Source organism: Rhodopirellula halodulae (genome assembly GCF_020966775.1).
GTDB classification, from domain to species: Bacteria; Planctomycetota; Planctomycetia; order Pirellulales; family Pirellulaceae; genus Rhodopirellula; species Rhodopirellula halodulae.
Window position 1 is genome coordinate 745,923 of record NZ_JAJKFV010000029.1, and the last position, 19,025, is coordinate 764,947.

A 19,025-nucleotide genomic window follows, 5' to 3' on the forward strand; every position below is an offset into this window, starting at 1 on the left:
ACGATTGAGTCTTTGCACCACAACGATGAGATGTTCCTTTGGCTGTTCGAGTTGACGTCCACGAGTTGCTTCAATTGCTCGAGATCACGCCTCCCGACCAAAACATCATGTTGGTCGGTAAGCATGGAATCGGGAAATCACAGATCATCGCCGATCATTTCTCGGCTCGAGGGATGAAGGTGGTGCCGTTCTTTCTGGGGCAGATGAGTGATCCCGGCGACTTGATCGGTTTGTTGCACAAAGACGAGGCGACCGGTCGCAGCGAGTTCTTGCCACCGTTTTGGTGGCCGGTTGACGACGAACCGATCGTTCTGTTCTTGGATGAACTGAACCGGGCGCGGCCGGAGATCCTGCAATCGGTCATGGAGCTTGCGCTGAACAAAACGCTCGCGGGGAAACGTCTTCCCGAAGGCAGCGTGATCATCTCCGCCGTGAATGAAGGCGACGAGTACCAGCTCACCGATTTGGACCCCGCCCTGGTCTCGCGATTCAATCTCTATCAGTTCGCGCCGACGGTGGAGGATTGGTTGCTGTGGGCCGAGCAACATGAAGTGGATGACCGTGTCACTTCATTCATTCAGCAGCAACCGCAGTTCTTGGACGGTGAAGGATCGGCACCGGGCAACGAAGACGTCGACGCGATGTCAGGTTTGGTGAAGACACCCGACCGTCGCGGTTGGGCTCGCGTTTCAAGCATTCTTGATGGAGTGGATTCGATCGGGCCACTGCACATCAAGTTGGTGGCGGGTGTGGTGGGGTCACCCGCCGCGATGGCTTTCCGTCGCAGCCTGGCTTCGCGTTTGCCCGTGACACCTGACCAAGTGTTGTTGCAGTTTTCGAAGCATCGCAAGGTCATCGAGAAGATGTCATTGAGTGAGCTACTGATGCTGAACGAGAAGCTGATGATGCACTTGGTCAGCGATCCGTACGAGGGATCCGATCGAACCAAGTCGCTCAAAGCTCTGTTGAGCTATTTGAAGCTGCTGCGCAAGCGAAAGTTGGATGAGGTGGTGGCACACTTCGTTTCCATGACGGACCAGTCCAAGTATGAATCGACGATGGATCTGTTTGCCGAGTCGATGGAATTGATGAACTTGCTGACGGAATACGTCGAAGGCATCCAAATTCAGTGAGCAGTAAAGCGGCGATCCAATCGAAGGCCAGTGCTCGGGAATCAAAAGCCCAAGAGTCGAAAGCACGCGAGCGGATCACTCGAGTGGTCGAAGGTTGGTACTTGGTCGACCCATTGCTGTTTGCCGCTTGGACGCTGCATGAGGTGATTGCGAAACCAGAAGTCGCAACCATTCGGGTTGCTCATGGGCGGGTGGAGTTCAATCCCGAGTTCGTTCGGTCGCTGAAGCAAGGCGAGTTGGCCGAAGTGCTTCGTTTTGAAGCGATGCGGATCCTACTGGGGCATCCCTACGCACGTCGGCAACCGAAGACGGAGCTGTCTTACGCCGCCAGCAATCTGACCGTGCAAGAATGCCTTCGCAGCAAGCTTCCAATGCCACGTCCGCGAGAAACGTTCGGCGATGAGTCGCACGACCACCAGTATTTTGAATACTACTACCGGCAACTGGTGCAGCGTGAATCGGATGAGGAGCCGGAACGTGACGACGAGAAGCCAAGCGATTCGGATTTAGACGAGTCCGGGGTGAGCGAAGCTCAGGCAGGTCCGTCCAACGATTCGTCGGACGCGGAGGAAGATGATTCCGCCGGATCGGACGTGATTGACGGGGGAGCGGAGGCTGGCGAGTCCGACCAGGGTGAGGATTCCAGCGGTGAAGGCTCTTCCGCGGCGACTGGCCCGGATGACTCGTCGGCAAAGGAAGACGATTCGGATGCCGCCGGTGATCAGCCCACTCGCAATGACTTGGAAGCGTATATCGATCCGGCACAAACCGGAACGCAAAACGCTGACCAATGGGATTCCGATGATCTGCTGCACGAGGAGATCAAAGCGACCGTCGCGGAGGCGGCGGAGAACGGCGGATGGGGAACGTTGCCGGGATATGCTCAAGAACAGTTGCGGGCGACGTTGCGGCCGCCATTGGATTATCGGGCTGTGCTTCGACAGTTCCGGCAAAGTGTTCTGTCGGTTGACCGGAAACTGACGCGGATGCGTCCCAGCCGACGCTATGGGTTCGCTCAGATGGGAAGTCGCTATGACTTCACAACCAGTCTGCTGTTTGCGGTGGATGTATCTGGTTCGATGAGTCGTCGCGACTTGGAAAATGGTTTCTCGATCGTCAATCGTTTCTTTCAGTACGGCATCCGTTCGGTGGATGTGATCTGGTTCGATACCGAGGTGCGCTGTCAGCCCATGACCTTTCGTGCCGCACGTCGCGACGTGCAGGTCACGGGACGCGGCGGAACGGATCTGAATTGCGTCACCGCGTTCTTGAACGAGCACCGAAGCTATGACGGAGTGGTGGTGTTCACCGATGGAGACTCTCCCGTGCTGCGAAAGTCGTCGAATACACGCACTCGAGTGCTGTGGTTGTTCAACACGCAAGCCGCATTTCGTCGCTCGGCGTCGGCTCTGCGTCCGATCGGCAAGACGGCGTTCCTCAAGCCGTCACGAATGATCGGTCCGTCGTCGCGTTGATTGATCGTCAGCTTTCGCAGAGCGGCAAGATCGGGCTGGCGGAATTGACCAGGTCGTCGATGGTCACACCGCGAAAGGCTTCTTCCGTGGCGGCGTAAACGCGATCCAATTCCGCGTGCAGCGGGCAGAGTTCCGTGTGGGATTTCAAACCCAGCGGACACGACTTGATTCGTTCCACGGGTGCGACGGTGTTGACCACATCCAAAATGGTCAGCGTGTCTGTCGCGACGCACAGTTCGTAACCACCGCCGGGGCCCGGGCGTGATTGAACCAATCCCGCCGCTGCGAGGTCCTGCAGAACTCGCGTCAGGTAGCGTCTGGGGACTTTGGTTTGTTCCGCCAAGTGGTCCGCCGACGCCGGTTTTCCTGGTTGGCTGCCCATGCAGGCGACGGCACGGAGAGCGTATTCGGCGGTTTTTGAAAGCATATTTATCGAGATTAGTTAAAATCTGCATATTGAAGTGCAGATATTGATTCTGTACAGTTAGGTATACAAAGAAAAGTTTAGGCAGGAACTCTCACCCGAGCAAACCGCTGATGATATCTCGCCACCACATCGATCCTGAGCCAATGCCGTTTTTGATTGCGCCGGCCTGGGTTTGCACCGTTTTCGCGGCAGCATTGTTCTTGTTGCCAGCGACCGTTTGGGCGCAGGCTGATTTTGAGCGACCACCGATCGATTATCTGAATGCGGAAGTCCACGACCCGGTGGCGAAATTGGCTCAGCGAATCGAAGAAGGGACGCTGGAGCTGGAATCCGATCCGGAGTTTGGCTATCTGCCGTCGGTTTTGAATGCGTTGGACATTCCACTGAGTTCACAGACGTTGGTGTTTTCGAAAACCAGTTTGCAACTGCATCGGATTTCGCCGCGGAGGCCCCGTGCGTTGTATTTCAACGACGATGTCTACGTTGGTTATTGCCAAAACGGAGACGTGTTGGAATTCGCGTCGACGGATCCGAAACAGGGAGCAATCTTCTACACCTTGTCGCAAGACGATGGGCAAGAGCCCAAGTTTGTTCGCGATCGTGGAGGATGTCTCTCCTGTCACGCTTCATCACGAACGCAAAACGTGCCTGGATTCTTGGTGCGAAGTGTTTTCGCCGATGCGGCGGGGCGTCCCAAGCTGGGCAGTGGAACCTTCACCACCGATCACACCAGCCAGTTCGAAGAGCGATGGGGAGGTTGGTATGTCACTGGCAATCATGGATCCATGCGGCACATGGGCAATGTAATTTGCTCTGGCGAGCCGCATGAGTTCGATCGTGAGAGCGGGGCGAACCAGACCGGGTTGGATTCTTACTTCCGCACGTCCTCCTATCTCACGCCGCACAGCGACATCGTGGCGTTGATGGTGTTGGAGCATCAGACGCAGATGCACAACGCTTTGACCGCTGCGAATTTCGAGACTCGGCAAGCACTGCATCAGTCGTTTCAGATGAATGAGTTGCTTGAGCGACCCAAGGATTTCATCAGCGAGAGCGCGAATCGGCGAATCGATTCGTCCGCTGATCGAGTGCTTCGCTATCTACTGATGTGCGACGAATTCCCGCTGACCGATGCGGTCGCGGGAACGTCCGGTTTCGCGGAAGGCTTCCAAGCGATGGGGCCGAAGGATGACCAGCAACGTTCGCTCCGGGAATTGGATCTGGAAACGAGACTGTTCCGTTATCCGTGCAGCTATCTGATCTATTCGGATAGCTTTCACGGATTGCCAGAGGAGGTTCGCAAACGCGTTCTAGAGAAGCTCCATTCGATTTTGAGTGGCGAGGATCAATCGGAGACTTACCAGCATCTGACCAGTGTCATGCGGCAGGACATTTTGCAGATCCTTCGAGCCACCCATCCGGACTTTCAGTCGTCCAGCGAGTGAAGTCCATCATCATCGAACGAAAAAAGCCCGTTGAGCAAATAGCTCAACGGGCTTTTGTTTTGGTGCCGTCACTGGCGAAGTGACCCCTACGGGACTCGAACCCGTGTTACCGCCGTGAAAGGGCGATGTCCTAGACCGCTAGACGAAGGGGCCGGTCGGTTTGCCAACAAAGCTGGCGTGCCAACGAGGCGAGTATCAAACCAAGATCGGGTTTGGGCGTCAAGGGTGCCCGACGTTTGTTTTATGTTGCAATCACAAAAAACTTACGAGAAGGTCTGTGCAACCTTTCGGGACGTCCAAGGTGGCGAAGTGACGCTTAAGAAACGTCATTCGAATCAGCCGGCGCGCTGGCGTCGGCGGCCTGATTGTTCCGCTGGATCGCGTCGTAAACTTCACGACGATGAACGGGCACCTCGCGAGGAGCTTCCACACCCAGGCGGACTTTGTCTCCACGGATTTCCACCACAACGATTTTGATATCGTTATTGATGACAATGCTTTCGTTTTTCTTACGCGAGAGTACCAACATGGCTCATTCCTTTTTGCGGCCGCCTGCCTTCTGGGTACATCTGCCTAATCAACAACGAGTAGTGGACAGATGTGGAAGGGAGTACGGACAGAGATCCTTGGTCCATCAACTCTAGGACAAAAACCTGCACGGTCAAGGAAATCCGGGTTGACAAACGCTGAAAAATCTTGCACCCGTCACTTTGCGGAGGGGTGCGAGACGGTGAAATTGTTTGATTTGCTAGCAAATACAGTGTGTCGCGTTCTCGATACGATTCCAACTCAATTCGCGAATTTCTCCACGATGACCTCTACTTTTTCTTTCCAGGCTTACGTCTATTCCCCAGAACGAGGGGCCTTTTCGGTCTCGATGGAATCCTTTGCCGAGCAATTGCAGCATTTACAAGGACTGTTTTTCGAGTGGGATGGTTCGTTTACCTGGGCGAATCAAAAACAGGGCTGGCAGATTGATGGGACGGTCTACGACAACGGGGACACCATCCAATACGTGGATCTGCACGGCCGCGGTTCATCTGACGAAGGGCGAATTCAACTGATTCAGCAATTGAAAGCCTTGTTCGCGGCGCTCGAGCCCAATGGCTCCGTTTCACTGATGCGGTTACCCGAACGCGAATGGCAAGATTTACAAACCTTTGAGAAAGAAGTTCACCCGAAGGCAGTTGGCTGATCGTTTCGACATCAGATCTTCGCGGTCCTCGCGATCATTGTTTGATTGGCATGTCTTGTTCTGCAAGGCAAAACGCTTGGTTTTGAACGTGATGCGGTGGTTCGACCTGAAACAATCGAAACGATTTTTCAGATTTTGAGAGTTTTGGCGCGGTGGTTGCATTAAGGCCCCATCAGACGCCAAGGCCTCCAACGGAGGCAGGAAGAATGGCACCGGCGTCATCGTGGTGCCAGCACAACCTCACCATCATGTTTCAGGAAGAAATGCCATGTTGACCGAAACCATGCCCGCCGTTGAAAACGTCTCGATGGTCTCAGCCGTATCGCAAAATGAGACTTTGCCGTCCGATGCGGAGATCACTCGTCGCGTGATGAAGATTCGCAGCAGCTGGAGTGTTGCTGAGCGTCTGCGTCGTCGCCGCGAAGCTAATACCCGGTTCGCCGATCTGTTGGATGCGTTGACCACCGAGCACACCGCAGCTTGATTCGAGAGTGCAAAAACACGCTTCGGAGTCGCCGCGATTTCCTGGTTTCGAACCGAATCAGGAACTCACTGGTGGGCTCGCCCAAGGTTTGCAAATTAGTCGATCGTCTTTTCGACAGGCCTGCATTGACCTTGGGGTGATCCATCGTTCATTGCGATGGAATCAAACAATGGTTTGATCGAGAGTGGTGCGACGAGGGCACCGGACCCACTCTCGACGATCGTCTGGGCAATGATCTAGCCATTCGTTTGCTTTTCTCTTTCTAAATCCAAATATCGACCGCTTGTACGCCGCGTCTCTTTGACCGAGGCGAATGCTTTTCGGTGGGCGAATTTTCAGCGGTCTCGTCGATGGTGCTTTGAACTGCATCGTTGACCGCTAGAATGTCATCTTCTCTTTCTCAAGGATGACATTGGATGATCCAATTCTCTGGTTTGTGTCGTTGTGCCGGTTTCCCAAGTGCGTTGCTGTGCAGCCTGACGCTCATTGCTTTGTTGCTTTTTCCCGGTTGCACGCGGCAACCCGAGCCGGGCTCTGAAACGGCCGCAGCGGATGATGCATCCTCCTCGACGTCTGAACCGACGGGCGATGGCTCATCGAGTCAGTCATCGGCCATGCAATCGCTCGACGGCGACACGTCAACGCTGATTGCCGATGGCGGAAACGCCCAGAGGTCGGGCGATGATGGATCTGGCAATGGAGAAACTGGTCGTTCTTCGATCGAAATGAATGCGAGTGGATCGCCAGCAGCCACTGACCCAGCGGAGCAGTCCGTCCAACCTCCGCTTCGCGTTGCCGATTCCGTCGGATCTCAACAAAAGCAGTTGGCTCGTGACATGTCTCCGACCCAGTTGAAGACGTTCCTTTCTGAGGCCGACGTTGAATTGCGAATGATCAATAACGGGCAATCCGGAATCGAGGACCCTGCGAAGGCGTTTCAGCAATTGAAGTGGATTGTGACGTTGAAAGAAGAGGCCTCTCGCAGGTTGATCGAGCATGCCGACTCCAGTGAGAAGGATCGCGCCATCGGTCGACGCGGTGAGTTGCAGTCCTTGTCGCACCTCGCATCCCTAGGTGATTTGAAGGCGGCGGAGCAGTTGCAGAAACTGGCGGAAGAATGGAAGGATGACGAGGACGCGGAGGTGCGATCGGACAGCCGCCTCGTGTTGATTGGTTTCGCGATTGAAGAAGTTCGCAACGGAAAGACTGACGCCGCCAACAAGGTCGTTTCGCAGATCGAAACCCTTGCACAATCCAGCGCGGATCCCGATGCTGCCGCGTTGATGGTGATGGGGCAAGCCAAAGACGCTCTGATGCAATTCGAACACCTCGATGAAGCGTCACGCGTTCGCGAATTGATCTTGGAGGTCTTCGTTGATACCGAAGATCAAACTTTCGCGGACATGGCCCGACAGGTTGCGGGACCGAGTATGCAAATGAGCCAAGCGATGCAGCGCGTGCAAAGCATGATGCAGCAAGTCATCGAAGAAGCCAACGAAGGCGTTGCTTCCGGACAATCGAAAGTCGCAGCGGCGGATTGGAAGCAAGCGATTGAAACGGTTGCGAAAGAGCAGCCTGATTTGTTGACCACTCAGTTCTTGGCGGGCACCAGCTTGGAAGCGGAAACGGTCGGACGCGAAGACTTGGCGACTGCCACTTACGAAGTTCTGGAAGAACAGTTTGCATCGCTTCAGGATGATCGAGGACGGGAAGCGAGAACGGCAATTCAAGCTCGCGAAAATCGTCGTTCTGTCATCGGTGAGGCGTTCGATCCTGAGCTTTCGAGCACCCAAGGCGACGATCTCTCGATGGCGGATTATCGAGGAAAGGTTGTCTTGGTGCCGTTTTGGTCCGCTGCCTATCCAGATTCATTGATGGTGGTGGACGGGCTGAAATCAATCGTGCGTCAGTATCCCGATCAAGTCGCGATTGTCGGAGTGAACCTAGACGAGCAGTCGACAGATGTTCCGGCGTTTGAAGCTCGGCAGAAAATTGACTTTCCAAGTTTTCGAAGTGTTTCCGACCGAAATGCGAAAATCGCGAATCCGACTGCCTACCGTTTTGGCGTTGTTTCACTGCTATTTGTGGCCGTGATTGACCAGGAAGGCAAAGTGGCGGCGATCGAATTTTCTGGCCGAGATTTGACGCTGATTGTCGAAAACTTGTTGCAGTGAATTAAGCTGGTTGGACCGGCAAGCTTCACGTGGCGGAAGAGCATTCAAAGCCATGTGCCGGTTTCTCCTCGTCACTGTCTGCTAGGTTGCGACCATGCAATTCATCGAACTCACCGGCAAATCGTTGTTGGATGTCATCAACGAAGGCGAAATCGACATGGGGCAATTGCACGAAGCTGGCGTCAACGGCGACTCCATTTTGCGGATCAACAAGTTCGGTGAAATTGAGCTTCGAACCCAACACGAGTGGGTGATGGTGGGCGGTTTGCTCGGCAACTTCGAAGACCGTCTTCGCAGGATCACCCGGCTCGATTGGCTTTGATCCAATCATCGCTGTTCAGCAGAGGCGATCATCCATCATTCACTGTCGCGGCCAAGTTGTCTGCGAATTTCTTTCAGGCGTGTGCTGAGTTCCGATTCGTACCCACGGTCGACGGGCTCGTAGTAGCGACGATCCACGCCCAAGTAGTCGAGCTCAGCCACGCCTTCTTCGGTGTTGTGTGCGGACTTGTATCCGTCACCGTGACCGAGGGCCTCGGCACCGGTGTAGTGGCCGCAGCGAAGCATTTTGGGTACCGGAATGACCTGGCGTTCTCGCACGTCGCGACGCGCTGCACTGATGGCTTTGGTGGCGGAGTTGCTCTTCGGTGCCAGGCTGAGGTAAGCGACGGTTTGGCTGAGCGTGAGTTGTGCTTCAGGCAATCCGATCATCTCACACGCCTGCATGGCACTGACCGCGATCACCAATGATTGAGGATCCGCGTTGCCGATGTCTTCGCTGGCCAGGATCACCAATCGCCGACAGAGAAAACGAATGTCTTCTCCACCTTCTAGCATTCGAGCCAGCCAATACAACGAGGCATCGACATCGCTTCCACGGATGCTTTTGATCAGCGCACTGGCGAGGTCGTAATGGTCATCTCCGGTTGCGTCGTAACCCGAGATGGTGCTTGTCATGCACTCGGCGATGTCATCGCGTGTGATCGTTGCATCGGCCGAAGCGTGGCTTTGAACAGCGACCTCCAATGCGGTCAATGCTTTGCGAGCGTCCCCGTCGGCCGCCGCGGCCAGGTATTCAATCGCATCTTCGTCCACCTGTACCCGACGATCGCCGAGACCTCGGTCGCGGTCCGTGAGTGCACGGCGGAGGAGTTGCTGCATGTCTTCCGACGAGACCGGTTCGAGCCCAAACAATTGGCTGCGACTGATCAGTGCCGCGTTGACTGCGAAATAGGGATTGCTGGTCGTGGCTCCGATCAGCGAGATGATACCCGACTCAACATCGGCCAGCAGAGCGTCTTGTTGTGATTTGTTGAATCGGTGAATCTCATCGATGAACAGCAGCGGACGTTTGCCTCCCGTGGAAACGGTATCGCGTGCCTTGCTCAGGACTTCGCGAACGTCTTTTACTCCGCTGCTGATCGCGTTGAGTGTGACCAGCTCGCTGCCCTGCTCCGATGCGATCAAGTGAGCAAGCGTTGTCTTGCCGGTGCCCGGAGGTCCATGCAGCAAGATCGATCCGACTCGGCCCGCGGCGATCAATCGACGAAGTAGTTTCCCTTCGCCTACGATGTGGTGCTGACCGACGAATTCAGCCAACGTTTGCGGCCGCATTCGAGCCGCCAGTGGTTGAGCGGCGAACAGGTGGTCGGCTTCTTGATCAGCAAACAAGTCCATGGTCGACATGACAGTTTCAGGGGATCAGCCAAGCACCAAGCGGCTGACAAAACGAGCGAGAAAAACAATGGTGGGAGCAGCCGTGGCAGGAGCCGTCACGTTGGCGATTGTCGCACGAGTGGCGACGCTCGTCGATGATTGGGGACGTGACTGGACCAACAATCATGCCGAGTGGGAGGAGTCCGCCAAGGACCCAGCCATGCGTCCGCTGGAGTTATCGCAACCGGTCTCGCAGGTGCGTCAGCGAATCGAAGAATGGTTGGATGAGGAGTCCGCCTGGCAGTTGGAATCTGTCGAGGAGGGGGCCGACTCGCAATTGATGCACCTGACTCGTCGCACGGCGATCATGCGGTTCGTGGATGACATTCACGTTCGATTGACGGAAGTGACGAACGCGGATGGTTCGGTCATCACGCGAGTGGACGCCGAGAGCCAATCACGCGTGGGAAAAGGGGACCTCGGTCAGAACCCACGCAACCTCAAACACTTTCGAGAAGCGTTTGAGGGAATGGATTGATCCGCCGGGAATATGTCGCTGATTCGCGTCGGCTCAGCGAGCCACAAATTCGCGGAAAGCGGCGTTGAGCTTTTGCGTCATCGGACCGGGCTTGCCGTCACCGATGACTCGGCCGTCGAGTTTGACCGCTGGGATCACTTCAGCGGCACTTCCGGTGAGGAAGCATTCGTCGGCCACAAAGATGTCATGGCGTGTCATGGCTTCTTCGGCGACTTCGATTCCGTTTTCGCGAGCCAGATCGATCACCGTGTTGCGGGTGATGCCTTCTAATATGCCGGCATCGATCGGTGGGGTGATCAGGCGACCGCCTCGCACGATGAAGATGTTGTCTCCGGTGCACTCGGCAACTTCGCCTTTGGTGTTCAACATCACGGCTTCGATGCATCCGGCCCGGATGGCTTCGATCTTGGCCATGATGTTGTTGAGGTAGTTCAGTGACTTCACCCGGGGGCTGAGTGCCGCGGGGTGATTGCGAATCGTCGATGCGGTGATCAGTTCCAAGCCTTCGGTGTAGAACTTCTCGGGGTACAGCGAGATCGTGTCCGCGATGATGATGACTTGTGGGTCTTCGCAAGCAAACGGATTGAGGCCCAGTTGGTTGCCGCCACGCGTGACGACCAATCGGATGTATCCTTCGGTCAGGCCGTTCTTGGCAACTGTTTCCACGACGTCTTTGGTCAGTTTGTCGATGTCGATCGGAATCTCAAGCATGATCGCGCGAGCACTCTCGTAGAGTCGCGTCATGTGATCTGCGAGAGCGAACACTTTGCCGGAGTAGATTCGCATGCCTTCGAACACACCGTCGCCATACAACAGTCCGTGGTCGTAGACGCTGATTTTGGCGTCTTCGCGAGAGAAGTATTCACCGTTGATGTAGATGGCTTGGGGCATGCCCGTGACTCAGTGTTGAAAAGGTTCGATGGATTGGGTTGGGCGACGACTCAGTCGACCGATGCGTTGGTGACCGCTCCGACCACGTCCGCATCAAAGTAATTGATGGACATCCCGGCATCGACCACGATCGATTGGGCCGTGATGCCGCTGCTGCGAGGCGACAGCAGGAATGTTGCGGTGGAGGCGACTTCGGTGGTGCTGACGGCCTTGCCGCGAGGGATGACTTGTTCGGCATACAGGTACGAATCGACGTAGCCCGGAATGCCGGCCGAAGCACTTGTCTTCAGCAGACCCGCAGCGACCGCGTTGAAACGGACTTGGCTGAAGCGGCTGAAGGATTTGGTCAGGAACGCCAGCGACGATTCCAACGCGGCTTTGATCGGTGCCATGAAACCGTAGCTTTCGCTGGCCATCCGAGTGGTGCTGATACCGATGGTGACCACGCTCGCGTCGCTCGCAAAGCGATCTTTCAATGCATTGCAAACCGCAACCAGGGAATAAGCCGAGATATCGATGGCCTGCAAAAATTGTCGACGTGTCGTTTCGTGAAACGGTCGCATGCCTTCGCTGTAGTCGGCGAACGCGATGGAGTGTACCAGTCCCGCCAGCTCGACATCGTCTTTGCCAAGTTCCGCGGCGAGCGCGTCGATGTCCTCTTGGCGTTCGACATCGCACACGATCAATCGTCGATTGGCCAGGAGCTTGCCCAGGCTTTCTCGGCGAGTTTCGCTGCGGACCGCGTAGATCACTTCGCCACCGGCTTGTTCGATCTGTTTGGCGATTGCGAAGGCGACGGATTTTTTGTTGGCCACGCCCATGACCAGGAACGTCTTGCCGGCGATTCCTAGAAAGTCAAGCGGAGCAGAAGAGTCGCTGCTCATGATGCCGCGTCCGAATTGGCGGGCGTGGGTTGAGTGATGCTGCAAGCGAACTCAAGCCGGGTGGTGACTTTGCCGTTGAGCAGCATTTTGCCAGTTAGGAAGAACGCATTGGCCAGTCGCTCTTTCAGCGTCACATGAATGTCCACCGTATCGCCGGGATGCACCATGTTTTTGAACTTCACGCTGTCCATACGAGTCGCCACCGGAACGAACTCACCCACTTCCGGTGTGTGCTCGGCAAGCAAGATCGCACCGGCCTGCAGACAACATTCGCACTGAATCACCCCGGGAACGATGGGGTGGTTCGGGAAATGCCCCTGCACGAAGAAGTCGTCGGACGAAAACGTTTTTCTCGCGTGCAACGTGTCGTTCGTCATCTCGACCACTTCGTCCAGCAACCGCATGGGCGAACGATGCGGAATCTTGGCTTCGATTTCAGCGGGACCGAAGGCGGACGATTCTGTCGACTCGGCGTCGGATTGGTTGGGTGTGTTCATCCCCGTATCAAACGCCATTTTTGGGGCGATCGTCAAGGCCGCGGAAAAGGGTTTCGTCACGAGAGAAACCGTGTTTTGCACCCTTCAAGTGCGGTTGTGACGCCGCCGGGTTCGCGCCGCGGGGTGCCGCTCACTCTGAATGTCGCGGAATTCGAATGTGTCAGGTCCAGGAAAGACGCTCACGGAGTCTCTCTGGTACGTTCTGCAGCCAGCGATTTCGTGTCGTTTCATCGTACAAGGCGACCGCGGCGATCAGGATTGCCAGGCAGAATGCGGCGGCGGGAGATGTCAGAAGCGTCAACGGCAGCAGCGACAAAACCAGCATCGTCAGGTCGGCTCGATAGCCACAGCCAATCATGGCCAACCAAACCCCGGTCATGACAACCCCGTGTGAGCACATCGTTGCGATCACCGCGCCTTGCAAACCGTAGATCGGCAGCAACCAAGCGTTCAGGAGTAAGTTGCTGGTCAACCCGGCCGCCATCGCGACGGGCACCCACTTGCCCTTTTCGACCGTCCACAAGTAGTTCTGTCCAACAGTCACCAATGCCGCCCAAGTGCAGAAGCACAACGCCATCGGCATCAAGGTCAGTCCGTCCGTGTATCGGCCTTGCAGCAAGACCCCAAAGATCCAAGGCCCCAGCAGAATTGCGACGGCGCTGCCGGCAGTGAAGATGATGGAAACGATCAGCAGTGCGTCTCGCAAGCGATCTTGGACAGCGCGAATGCGTTTGGCTTCCCAATCGGCTGAAAGGTACGGCAGCATCACGCCACCAATCATCGTTCCCAAACTGAGAAGCAGCATTGGGATGATTCGTCCGGAGTGATACTGTCCCACGGCGGCCTGACCGGCCAATTCAGCGGACACCGTTTCCGTCGCGGGAATGAAGTGCAAGATCATGTAGCGATCAGATAGCTCGAAGAGATTGCCGATCAGATTCATCAACCATAACGCTGTCGCATACGGAGCCAGACGCCGGATCATGTCCCACACGCCAAAAGATTGCGGGGTTTCTGGTTCAGTAGAGGTGATCTCTAGGTCCGTGATGTCTTGTGCCGACGACCAACTTCGGGCGAGCGACCAACCGCCCGGGATGCATGCCAGCAAGCAAGAAGCGGCGAACATCCACACAACGCCGGTGAAGTCACCACCCGAAAGCAACCAGGCGACGCTCAGTAGGGTGAAGCCGACGCCTTGCATGAATTGCATGCAGGAAACCATTCGCACTTGGCGAAGGGATCCGTTCAGATCGCTGACAAAGTTGTACAGGATCATTCCGACCACGGCTCCCGCGACTCCGTAGATCAGGCTGTTGTCTTGCGGTTGCAAGAAAACAATCCACCCAAACCACTGCGGGATCGCCAACATGGTCATGACGAAAATGCTGGTGCAGGCGAGTGTGCCGATCGCAATGCGGCGGACAAAGGTGGTCAGGGACCTTCGGCGTCGGAAGTGTTCGGTGAATCGCGGCAGGACGCCAGGGATGCCGAGCAGCATCACGGGGGTGATCAGCGTGATGAACCCGAATGCCATGGACCATCGGCCCACATCGGTGTCGTCCATCAAGCGACAAAAGGCCATCCCGCGAATGAATCCGATGCCGCGACCCAGAACGGTCATCGCCAGCATCACCACCATTCCGATTGCCAAAGAGTCGACTCGAAATGCTTTGCTCGGGGACGCGGATTCGGTGGTGGAGTTGGCGGTCGACATCGAAAACGCGTGAAAGTGTCGGAGGCGAAGATCCCGTGGTTGCTGGAGTTTGGCTCGCAGATAGGCACCATTCTGTTCACCTCGCTGTGCCCTAGCCAAACAGTGGCTTTCTGTCCGGTTCGAGTTCCGATTCTTCCGGTTCGATCGGTTTTTTGTCGAAAATGATTGACCGAATCGCTGTGTGTGCTATCGTGATAGCACACAGGTTCGGAGGGTGTCCGGTTCGCCGAACTTTGCCACGGGAGACGCGAATGTTCTTTTCCATTGATGCTGCCAGCGACGTTCCGATCTACGAGCAGATCGTGCGTCAGGTCAAACTCGCCGTCGCGGACGGCACGTTGGTGGGTGGCCAAATGCTGCCCAGCGTGCGTCAGCTTTCTCGCGACATCGCACTGAATCCCAACACGATTGCTCGTGCCTACCGCGAACTCCAGACGCAGGAAATCCTGAAACCTCTGCGCGGGCGTGGGATGGTGGTGCGTCGGGATGCCATCGAGGCCTGCACGTCGGCGCGTGATGACCTTGTGGGCGAAGGCGTGCGTCGTGCGCTCGCCGACGCAATTGCGGGCGGGATGTCGCCTGATCAATTGCGTGAACTCTTCGAAACCGAGCTTGCTCGTTTAAGCCGGTCGGCCGCTGAGGCCAACTCTTCATCGACGGATCACGAGATCGTCGCTTCGTCCTCCAACAACGAGTCGAGCCATGAGTGAAGTCAACGCCATGCGGCGAGAAACCATCGAATCCGATCAGTACCGGGACGAGGTCTCTCATTCGACAGACAGAGGAGGAGTCGAAGGAAACGCAAGCCACACGCACGACATCATTCGCGTGGACCGCGTGAGCAAACGCTTCGGGAACAAGGTTGCGTTGCACGGCGTCAGTTTGAACGTCCCTGCCGGAAAGGTGTTCGCCTTGTTGGGGGAAAACGGGGCGGGCAAGACCACTCTGATTCGTATCCTGACGGGCTTTCAAAAGCCTGATGATGGCTCCGCATCAATCCTTGGCCACGATTGCGGAAACAACTCAGAGGAAATCCGCAGGCGAATCGGATACGTCAGCGATGCCCCGGCTCTCTATGAATGGATGACTCCGCCGGAGATTGGATGGTTTGTCAGTGCTTTCTATGACGAAGGTTTCATTCCTCGGTATCGAGAATTGATCGAGGAATTTCAGGTTCCTGCGGGGACCAAGATCAAATCCATGAGCAAAGGACAGCGTGCCAAAGTCGCTCTCGCATTGGCAACCGCCCACGACCCGGAGTTATTGATTTTGGATGAGCCCACCAGCGGATTGGACCCGATGGTACGGCGACAGTTCTTGGAGTCCATGGTCGATCGCGCGGCGGAAGGACGAACGGTTTTGCTTTCCAGCCACCACATCAATGAAGTGGAGCGCGTGGCCGATATGGTCGCGATTGTCCATGGCGGTCAAGTGAAGCTGGTTCAGTCCATGGCTGACTTGAAAGAACACACGCGGATCGTGACCGCGACGATGGATGACGCGCATGTGGAATCGCCTGATCTTCCCGGGCGAGTGTTGAGCGAAACCAGCAACGGCCGCCAAAGACGATGGGTAATCACAGATTGGCAGCAGGTCGGTGATTTGCATTGGGATGAGAGCGACGGTGTGCGTCAATTCCATGTCAGTGTCCCAACGCTCGAAGAAGTCTTCATCGCCGTGTGCGGTCAGCCGATCAGCGATGAACGTTCCGCATCCAGTCTTCGTCCGGAGGTGAACCATGGCCACAGCATTGGATGATTACTCGCGAGTTGCTTTGCGTCCAACTGGATCGCGAATGTCGCATTTGATCTGGAAAGATTTTCAGATGTTGAAGCCGCTGGCGATCGCGGCGGCGATTGGAATTCTCGCGTTGTACGGTTTGGCAGTGCTGCGTTCGTCGGTCGATCCGGTTGCGGATCCCGATTTGATCACGCTGTCGGTGTTATGGGTGCTGGTTCCCAATTTGGTGGCTTTGGGTGTGCCGCCGATGTCGCTGGGGACAGAAAACGAAGAGCGAACCTTGGATTGGTTGAGGACGCTGCCGGTGAAGTGGTGGCAAGTTTTGCTGTCGAAGATGCTGGTGGGATTCGCTGCTTGGTTTTTCGCTTTGTTGTTGGCGACAGCGTGTTTTGTTCTGTCGTACGTGGTCTTGCGCGGCGGATGGAGTTGGCAACGTGTTTCCACGATAAACGGGATGGAATCGTTGATCGAATTGCTCGCTTACAGCGTCGGGTTATTGCTATGCGGTTGGGTCGCGGCGTTGTTGGTACGCAATCCCATCGGGTCGGTGTTGTTGGTGTTGCCCTTCATCCTGGGAGTGACACTGCTATGGAATGCGTTGGTCGCTGAGTTGATTGACACGCCATTTCGAAACGGCAGCACGTTTCTCGAAGCCGATGCGTCGCAGCGAGCTCTGTTGCTCGGTTTGGCCGTTGTTTTCACTGGAGTGCTGTCCGCCGCCGTTGTTGGTTTGGCCAGGCGACGATTGGCAGGCACCAGCGATGCGAAATGGCAAGCACCGATCATTGCGCAGGCGTATCAACCCACCGTGGTTCAGGTCGCTTGGCACGGGAAACCCAGCCGAATGAGGGCTCTTTTGTGGCAGCAACTTCGACAAACTCGCATGGTGCTCGGGGCCGCGTTAATCTTGCTTCTTGGAACCATTCTGTTGTCGATCGCCGATCCGCGGTCGAACTTTATGGAGCCACTCTTCGCGTTGGCTTGGCCAATGATGTTGCTCGTGCTGGGTGTCGCAACCTTTCATGGCGACCGCCGTGGATGCCGGCAAGGGTTTTTTGCGGATCGAGGATGGCCTGCGACTCTGATTTGGCTGACGCGTTTGATTCCCACCGGAAGCATGGCTCTTGTGTTGGCGTTGGCATTGCCATTTGTCAGTTCATCCCGATGGCATTTTGGACCGCCTCACTTTCAAGCGTATGGGACGCAGGCGTTTGTCTGGGCGATCCTTGTACAGTGCATGCTGTTTGTTCTAGGTGTGTTGACTGGGCAGTGGGGACGTCGTCCATCGTTGGCTTTCTTTGGGGCTCCAGTCGTTGCACTGCTGTGGATGCTGCCGGCCTTTGGGCTGTTTGGTCTCTACCAGGGGTACGTCAGCCTTTTGTGGATCGCGGCGGCAATACTGCTTTTCGCGACTTGGCGTTTGACACCCTTTGTGATGCAAGGTGCTTCGTCGGTCGCGGTTTGGGGGCGGGGGCTTGCCTATTGCCTTCTGGCGTTGGGAGTGATGTGCGGTTGCATCTTTTGGCATCGCTGGTGGACAACTCCCGCCGAGATGCCGCGTTGGCGAAACGAAATGTTGGGGTATCAAATCGAGCCCATTTCGTTTGACGATTATCAGTCGGCGTACATGACGTTGCCGGGCACGCGGAATGTTCGTCTGCAATGCGATGTTTACCCGCTCGAACAGATGGATGCTCCCCTCAAGAAGAACATGTTGAGTTCGGAGTTTCCGCGAGTTGGTCCAACGGAGGCGTCTGCGATCAAATACACGGTACGGTTGCAGCCAAATCAATATTGGGCAAACCGTGTGATCAACTATGGCTACGAGAGTTCGGCCGAGCGTTTTCGGAAACTGGACACGCAGTTGGATGCCGAGCTGAGTGCGGACAAGTCCATGGGGGAGCATGTCTCGCAGGCTGAGCTGTACGGTTTGTGCGTTGACACGCCGATCTCCGTCAAGCACGGTCGTCCTCAGGCCTATGTCAATGGCAGGTACTACGGTGTGGTGCCCTACGGTCTATTGAACTGGCGACCACTGAGAAGAAAAGCTTTGGAGGTCGCCGCCAAGTGGACGCGGATCACTCGTGAGCAGTCGATGGAGTTTGCCGTTTTGGAGGAACTGCTCGGCAACGCAGAGTCAAACGAATGGATTGTGATCGCTGGGCTCAGGCAAGTCGCATATGAACAAAACTTATTCAGTGATTCAGCATCGCCGTTTGGAGAAGAGGATTTTCTGGACCAGCAAGTCTTTGTGCATGTTGTCGATGAATTATGCGACGAACAGCTTCGGCGTGAAGGAAGAGAACGATCCTTGGTAAGTGCTTGGCAGCGTTTTCAAAACGCTGAATGGGCAGGCTGGTCGACACGCCAACTGGGCAATGAGAAGTACTTTTTATCTGCCGATTTGGACGATCCGCTTTATCGGATGGGGATCGAAAGAAAACGGTTCACGCGAAAACTCGATGTCGCCGTTCGGGAGACTTTGGATCAACTGCGAAGCGGGCTCCGTCGTTGGGACGATCGGGAGCTGGTGGCGCTTCGCGGGATCTGGGGAGAGCTATTGCGGAATCGAAAAGACGCGGCGTCGATTTTCGCCGGCAACGAGTATGCGTCCCCGCCGCGGGCACCGATTTTCTATCAAGAGCAAGAGCTTCTCATTGACGAACTGCGGCAGATGGCCGACGAGTTGCGTGAGTAGCTTGAGTTCGAATAAGAGCCAACGTGGCCTGGTCGCCTTCTGCCTTAATGCTCGGTGGAGACCACCGAGCGACA

General features: G+C 55.9%; 18 protein-coding genes and 1 tRNA gene. 11 read left to right on the forward strand and 8 right to left on the reverse strand.

Annotation, left to right across the window (positions count from 1 at the left end):
* Positions 1-38 precede the first annotated feature (38 nt).
* Both LOC70_RS15685 and LOC70_RS15690 read left to right on the forward strand, forming a co-directional pair.
* Positions 39-1,133: an AAA family ATPase gene (locus LOC70_RS15685; protein WP_230254953.1), complete on the forward strand. Its 1,095-nt coding sequence runs from the start codon at positions 39-41 to the stop codon at positions 1,131-1,133.
* On the forward strand, positions 1,130-2,608 hold the full coding sequence (locus tag LOC70_RS15690; protein WP_230254954.1) for a DUF2201 family putative metallopeptidase: 1,479 nt from the start codon (positions 1,130-1,132) through the stop codon (positions 2,606-2,608). The genes LOC70_RS15685 and LOC70_RS15690 overlap by 4 nt, the downstream gene beginning before the upstream one ends.
* A 7-nt stretch (positions 2,609-2,615) precedes the next feature.
* On the opposite strand, the gene LOC70_RS15695 is transcribed toward LOC70_RS15690, so the two are convergent.
* The gene (locus LOC70_RS15695) at positions 2,616-3,035 is read right to left on the reverse strand and encodes an RrF2 family transcriptional regulator (protein ID WP_230254955.1); all 420 of its coding nucleotides are present in this window, start codon (positions 3,033-3,035) and stop codon (positions 2,616-2,618) included.
* Positions 3,036-3,145: 110 nt separating this feature from the next.
* Here LOC70_RS15695 and LOC70_RS15700 point away from each other — a divergent pair, with 110 nt between their 5' ends.
* On the forward strand, positions 3,146-4,480 hold the full coding sequence (locus LOC70_RS15700; RefSeq protein ID WP_230254956.1) for a hypothetical protein: 1,335 nt from the start codon (positions 3,146-3,148) through the stop codon (positions 4,478-4,480).
* 80 nt (positions 4,481-4,560) lie between these two features.
* Here the strand turns inward: LOC70_RS15700 and LOC70_RS15705 are convergent.
* Together LOC70_RS15705 and csrA are read right to left on the reverse strand one after the other, a co-directional pair.
* Positions 4,561-4,633 (reverse strand) — tRNA-Glu (locus tag LOC70_RS15705).
* A 163-nt stretch (positions 4,634-4,796) separates the two neighbouring features.
* Entirely contained in the window at positions 4,797-5,009 is a 213-nt protein-coding gene (gene csrA / locus LOC70_RS15710; protein ID WP_230254957.1) for a carbon storage regulator CsrA, read from the reverse strand.
* A 282-nt stretch (positions 5,010-5,291) separates the two neighbouring features.
* On the opposite strand from csrA, the gene LOC70_RS15715 reads away from it, so the two are divergent.
* The 4 genes from LOC70_RS15715 (at position 5,292) to LOC70_RS15730 (ending at position 8,655) form a co-directional block, all read left to right on the forward strand.
* Positions 5,292-5,675, forward strand: coding sequence for a hypothetical protein (locus LOC70_RS15715; RefSeq protein WP_230254958.1), 384 nt, complete (start codon positions 5,292-5,294; stop codon positions 5,673-5,675).
* Between the two features lie 268 nt (positions 5,676-5,943).
* A complete protein-coding gene (locus LOC70_RS15720) occupies positions 5,944-6,159 on the forward strand; it encodes a hypothetical protein (RefSeq protein WP_230254959.1) in 216 nt (71 codons plus the stop codon).
* Positions 6,160-6,575: 416 nt separating this feature from the next.
* Positions 6,576-8,333 (forward strand): TlpA family protein disulfide reductase, encoded by a 1,758-nt coding sequence (locus LOC70_RS15725; RefSeq protein WP_230254960.1) that lies wholly within the window; start codon positions 6,576-6,578, stop codon positions 8,331-8,333.
* Between the two features lie 94 nt (positions 8,334-8,427).
* On the forward strand, positions 8,428-8,655 hold the full coding sequence (locus tag LOC70_RS15730) for a hypothetical protein (RefSeq protein ID WP_230254961.1): 228 nt from the start codon (positions 8,428-8,430) through the stop codon (positions 8,653-8,655).
* 35 nt (positions 8,656-8,690) lie between these two features.
* Here the strand turns inward: LOC70_RS15730 and LOC70_RS15735 are convergent, their stop codons facing one another.
* Positions 8,691-10,010, reverse strand: coding sequence for a replication-associated recombination protein A (locus tag LOC70_RS15735; RefSeq protein WP_230256165.1), 1,320 nt, complete (start codon positions 10,008-10,010; stop codon positions 8,691-8,693).
* A gap of 82 nt (positions 10,011-10,092) precedes the next feature.
* On the opposite strand from LOC70_RS15735, the gene LOC70_RS15740 reads away from it, so the two are divergent.
* Positions 10,093-10,527: a DUF1499 domain-containing protein gene (locus tag LOC70_RS15740; protein ID WP_230254962.1), complete on the forward strand. Its 435-nt coding sequence runs from the start codon at positions 10,093-10,095 to the stop codon at positions 10,525-10,527.
* A 33-nt stretch (positions 10,528-10,560) separates the two neighbouring features.
* Here the strand turns inward: LOC70_RS15740 and ilvE are convergent, their stop codons facing one another.
* The 4 genes from ilvE to LOC70_RS15760 form a co-directional block, all read right to left on the reverse strand.
* Positions 10,561-11,418, reverse strand: coding sequence for a branched-chain-amino-acid transaminase (gene ilvE / locus LOC70_RS15745; protein WP_230254963.1), 858 nt, complete (start codon positions 11,416-11,418; stop codon positions 10,561-10,563).
* Between the two features lie 50 nt (positions 11,419-11,468).
* Positions 11,469-12,302, reverse strand: coding sequence for an SDR family oxidoreductase (locus LOC70_RS15750; RefSeq protein WP_230254964.1), 834 nt, complete (start codon positions 12,300-12,302; stop codon positions 11,469-11,471).
* On the reverse strand, positions 12,299-12,817 hold the full coding sequence (locus LOC70_RS15755; protein WP_230254965.1) for a 3-hydroxyacyl-ACP dehydratase FabZ family protein: 519 nt from the start codon (positions 12,815-12,817) through the stop codon (positions 12,299-12,301). The genes LOC70_RS15750 and LOC70_RS15755 overlap by 4 nt, the downstream gene beginning before the upstream one ends.
* A 142-nt stretch (positions 12,818-12,959) precedes the next feature.
* On the reverse strand, positions 12,960-14,513 hold the full coding sequence (locus tag LOC70_RS15760; protein ID WP_390889049.1) for a lipopolysaccharide biosynthesis protein: 1,554 nt from the start codon (positions 14,511-14,513) through the stop codon (positions 12,960-12,962).
* A 251-nt stretch (positions 14,514-14,764) separates the two neighbouring features.
* Here LOC70_RS15760 and LOC70_RS15765 point away from each other — a divergent pair, with 251 nt between their 5' ends.
* Genes LOC70_RS15765 through LOC70_RS15775 form a run of 3 tightly spaced genes read left to right on the forward strand, consistent with a single transcriptional unit; the run spans position 14,765 to position 18,951 of the window.
* Positions 14,765-15,223, forward strand: a complete 459-nt coding sequence (locus LOC70_RS15765; protein ID WP_230254967.1) for a GntR family transcriptional regulator — start codon at positions 14,765-14,767, stop codon at positions 15,221-15,223.
* Complete coding sequence (locus tag LOC70_RS15770) at positions 15,216-16,271, forward strand: ABC transporter ATP-binding protein (protein ID WP_230254968.1); 1,056 nt, start codon at positions 15,216-15,218, stop codon at positions 16,269-16,271. Before LOC70_RS15765 ends, LOC70_RS15770 begins: the two co-directional genes overlap by 8 nt.
* Positions 16,252-18,951 carry an ABC transporter permease gene (locus LOC70_RS15775; protein WP_230254969.1) on the forward strand — a complete coding sequence of 900 codons (2,700 nt, stop codon included), beginning with the start codon at positions 16,252-16,254 and terminating at the stop codon, positions 18,949-18,951. The genes LOC70_RS15770 and LOC70_RS15775 overlap by 20 nt, the downstream gene beginning before the upstream one ends.
* Positions 18,952-19,025: the final 74 nt, after the last annotated feature.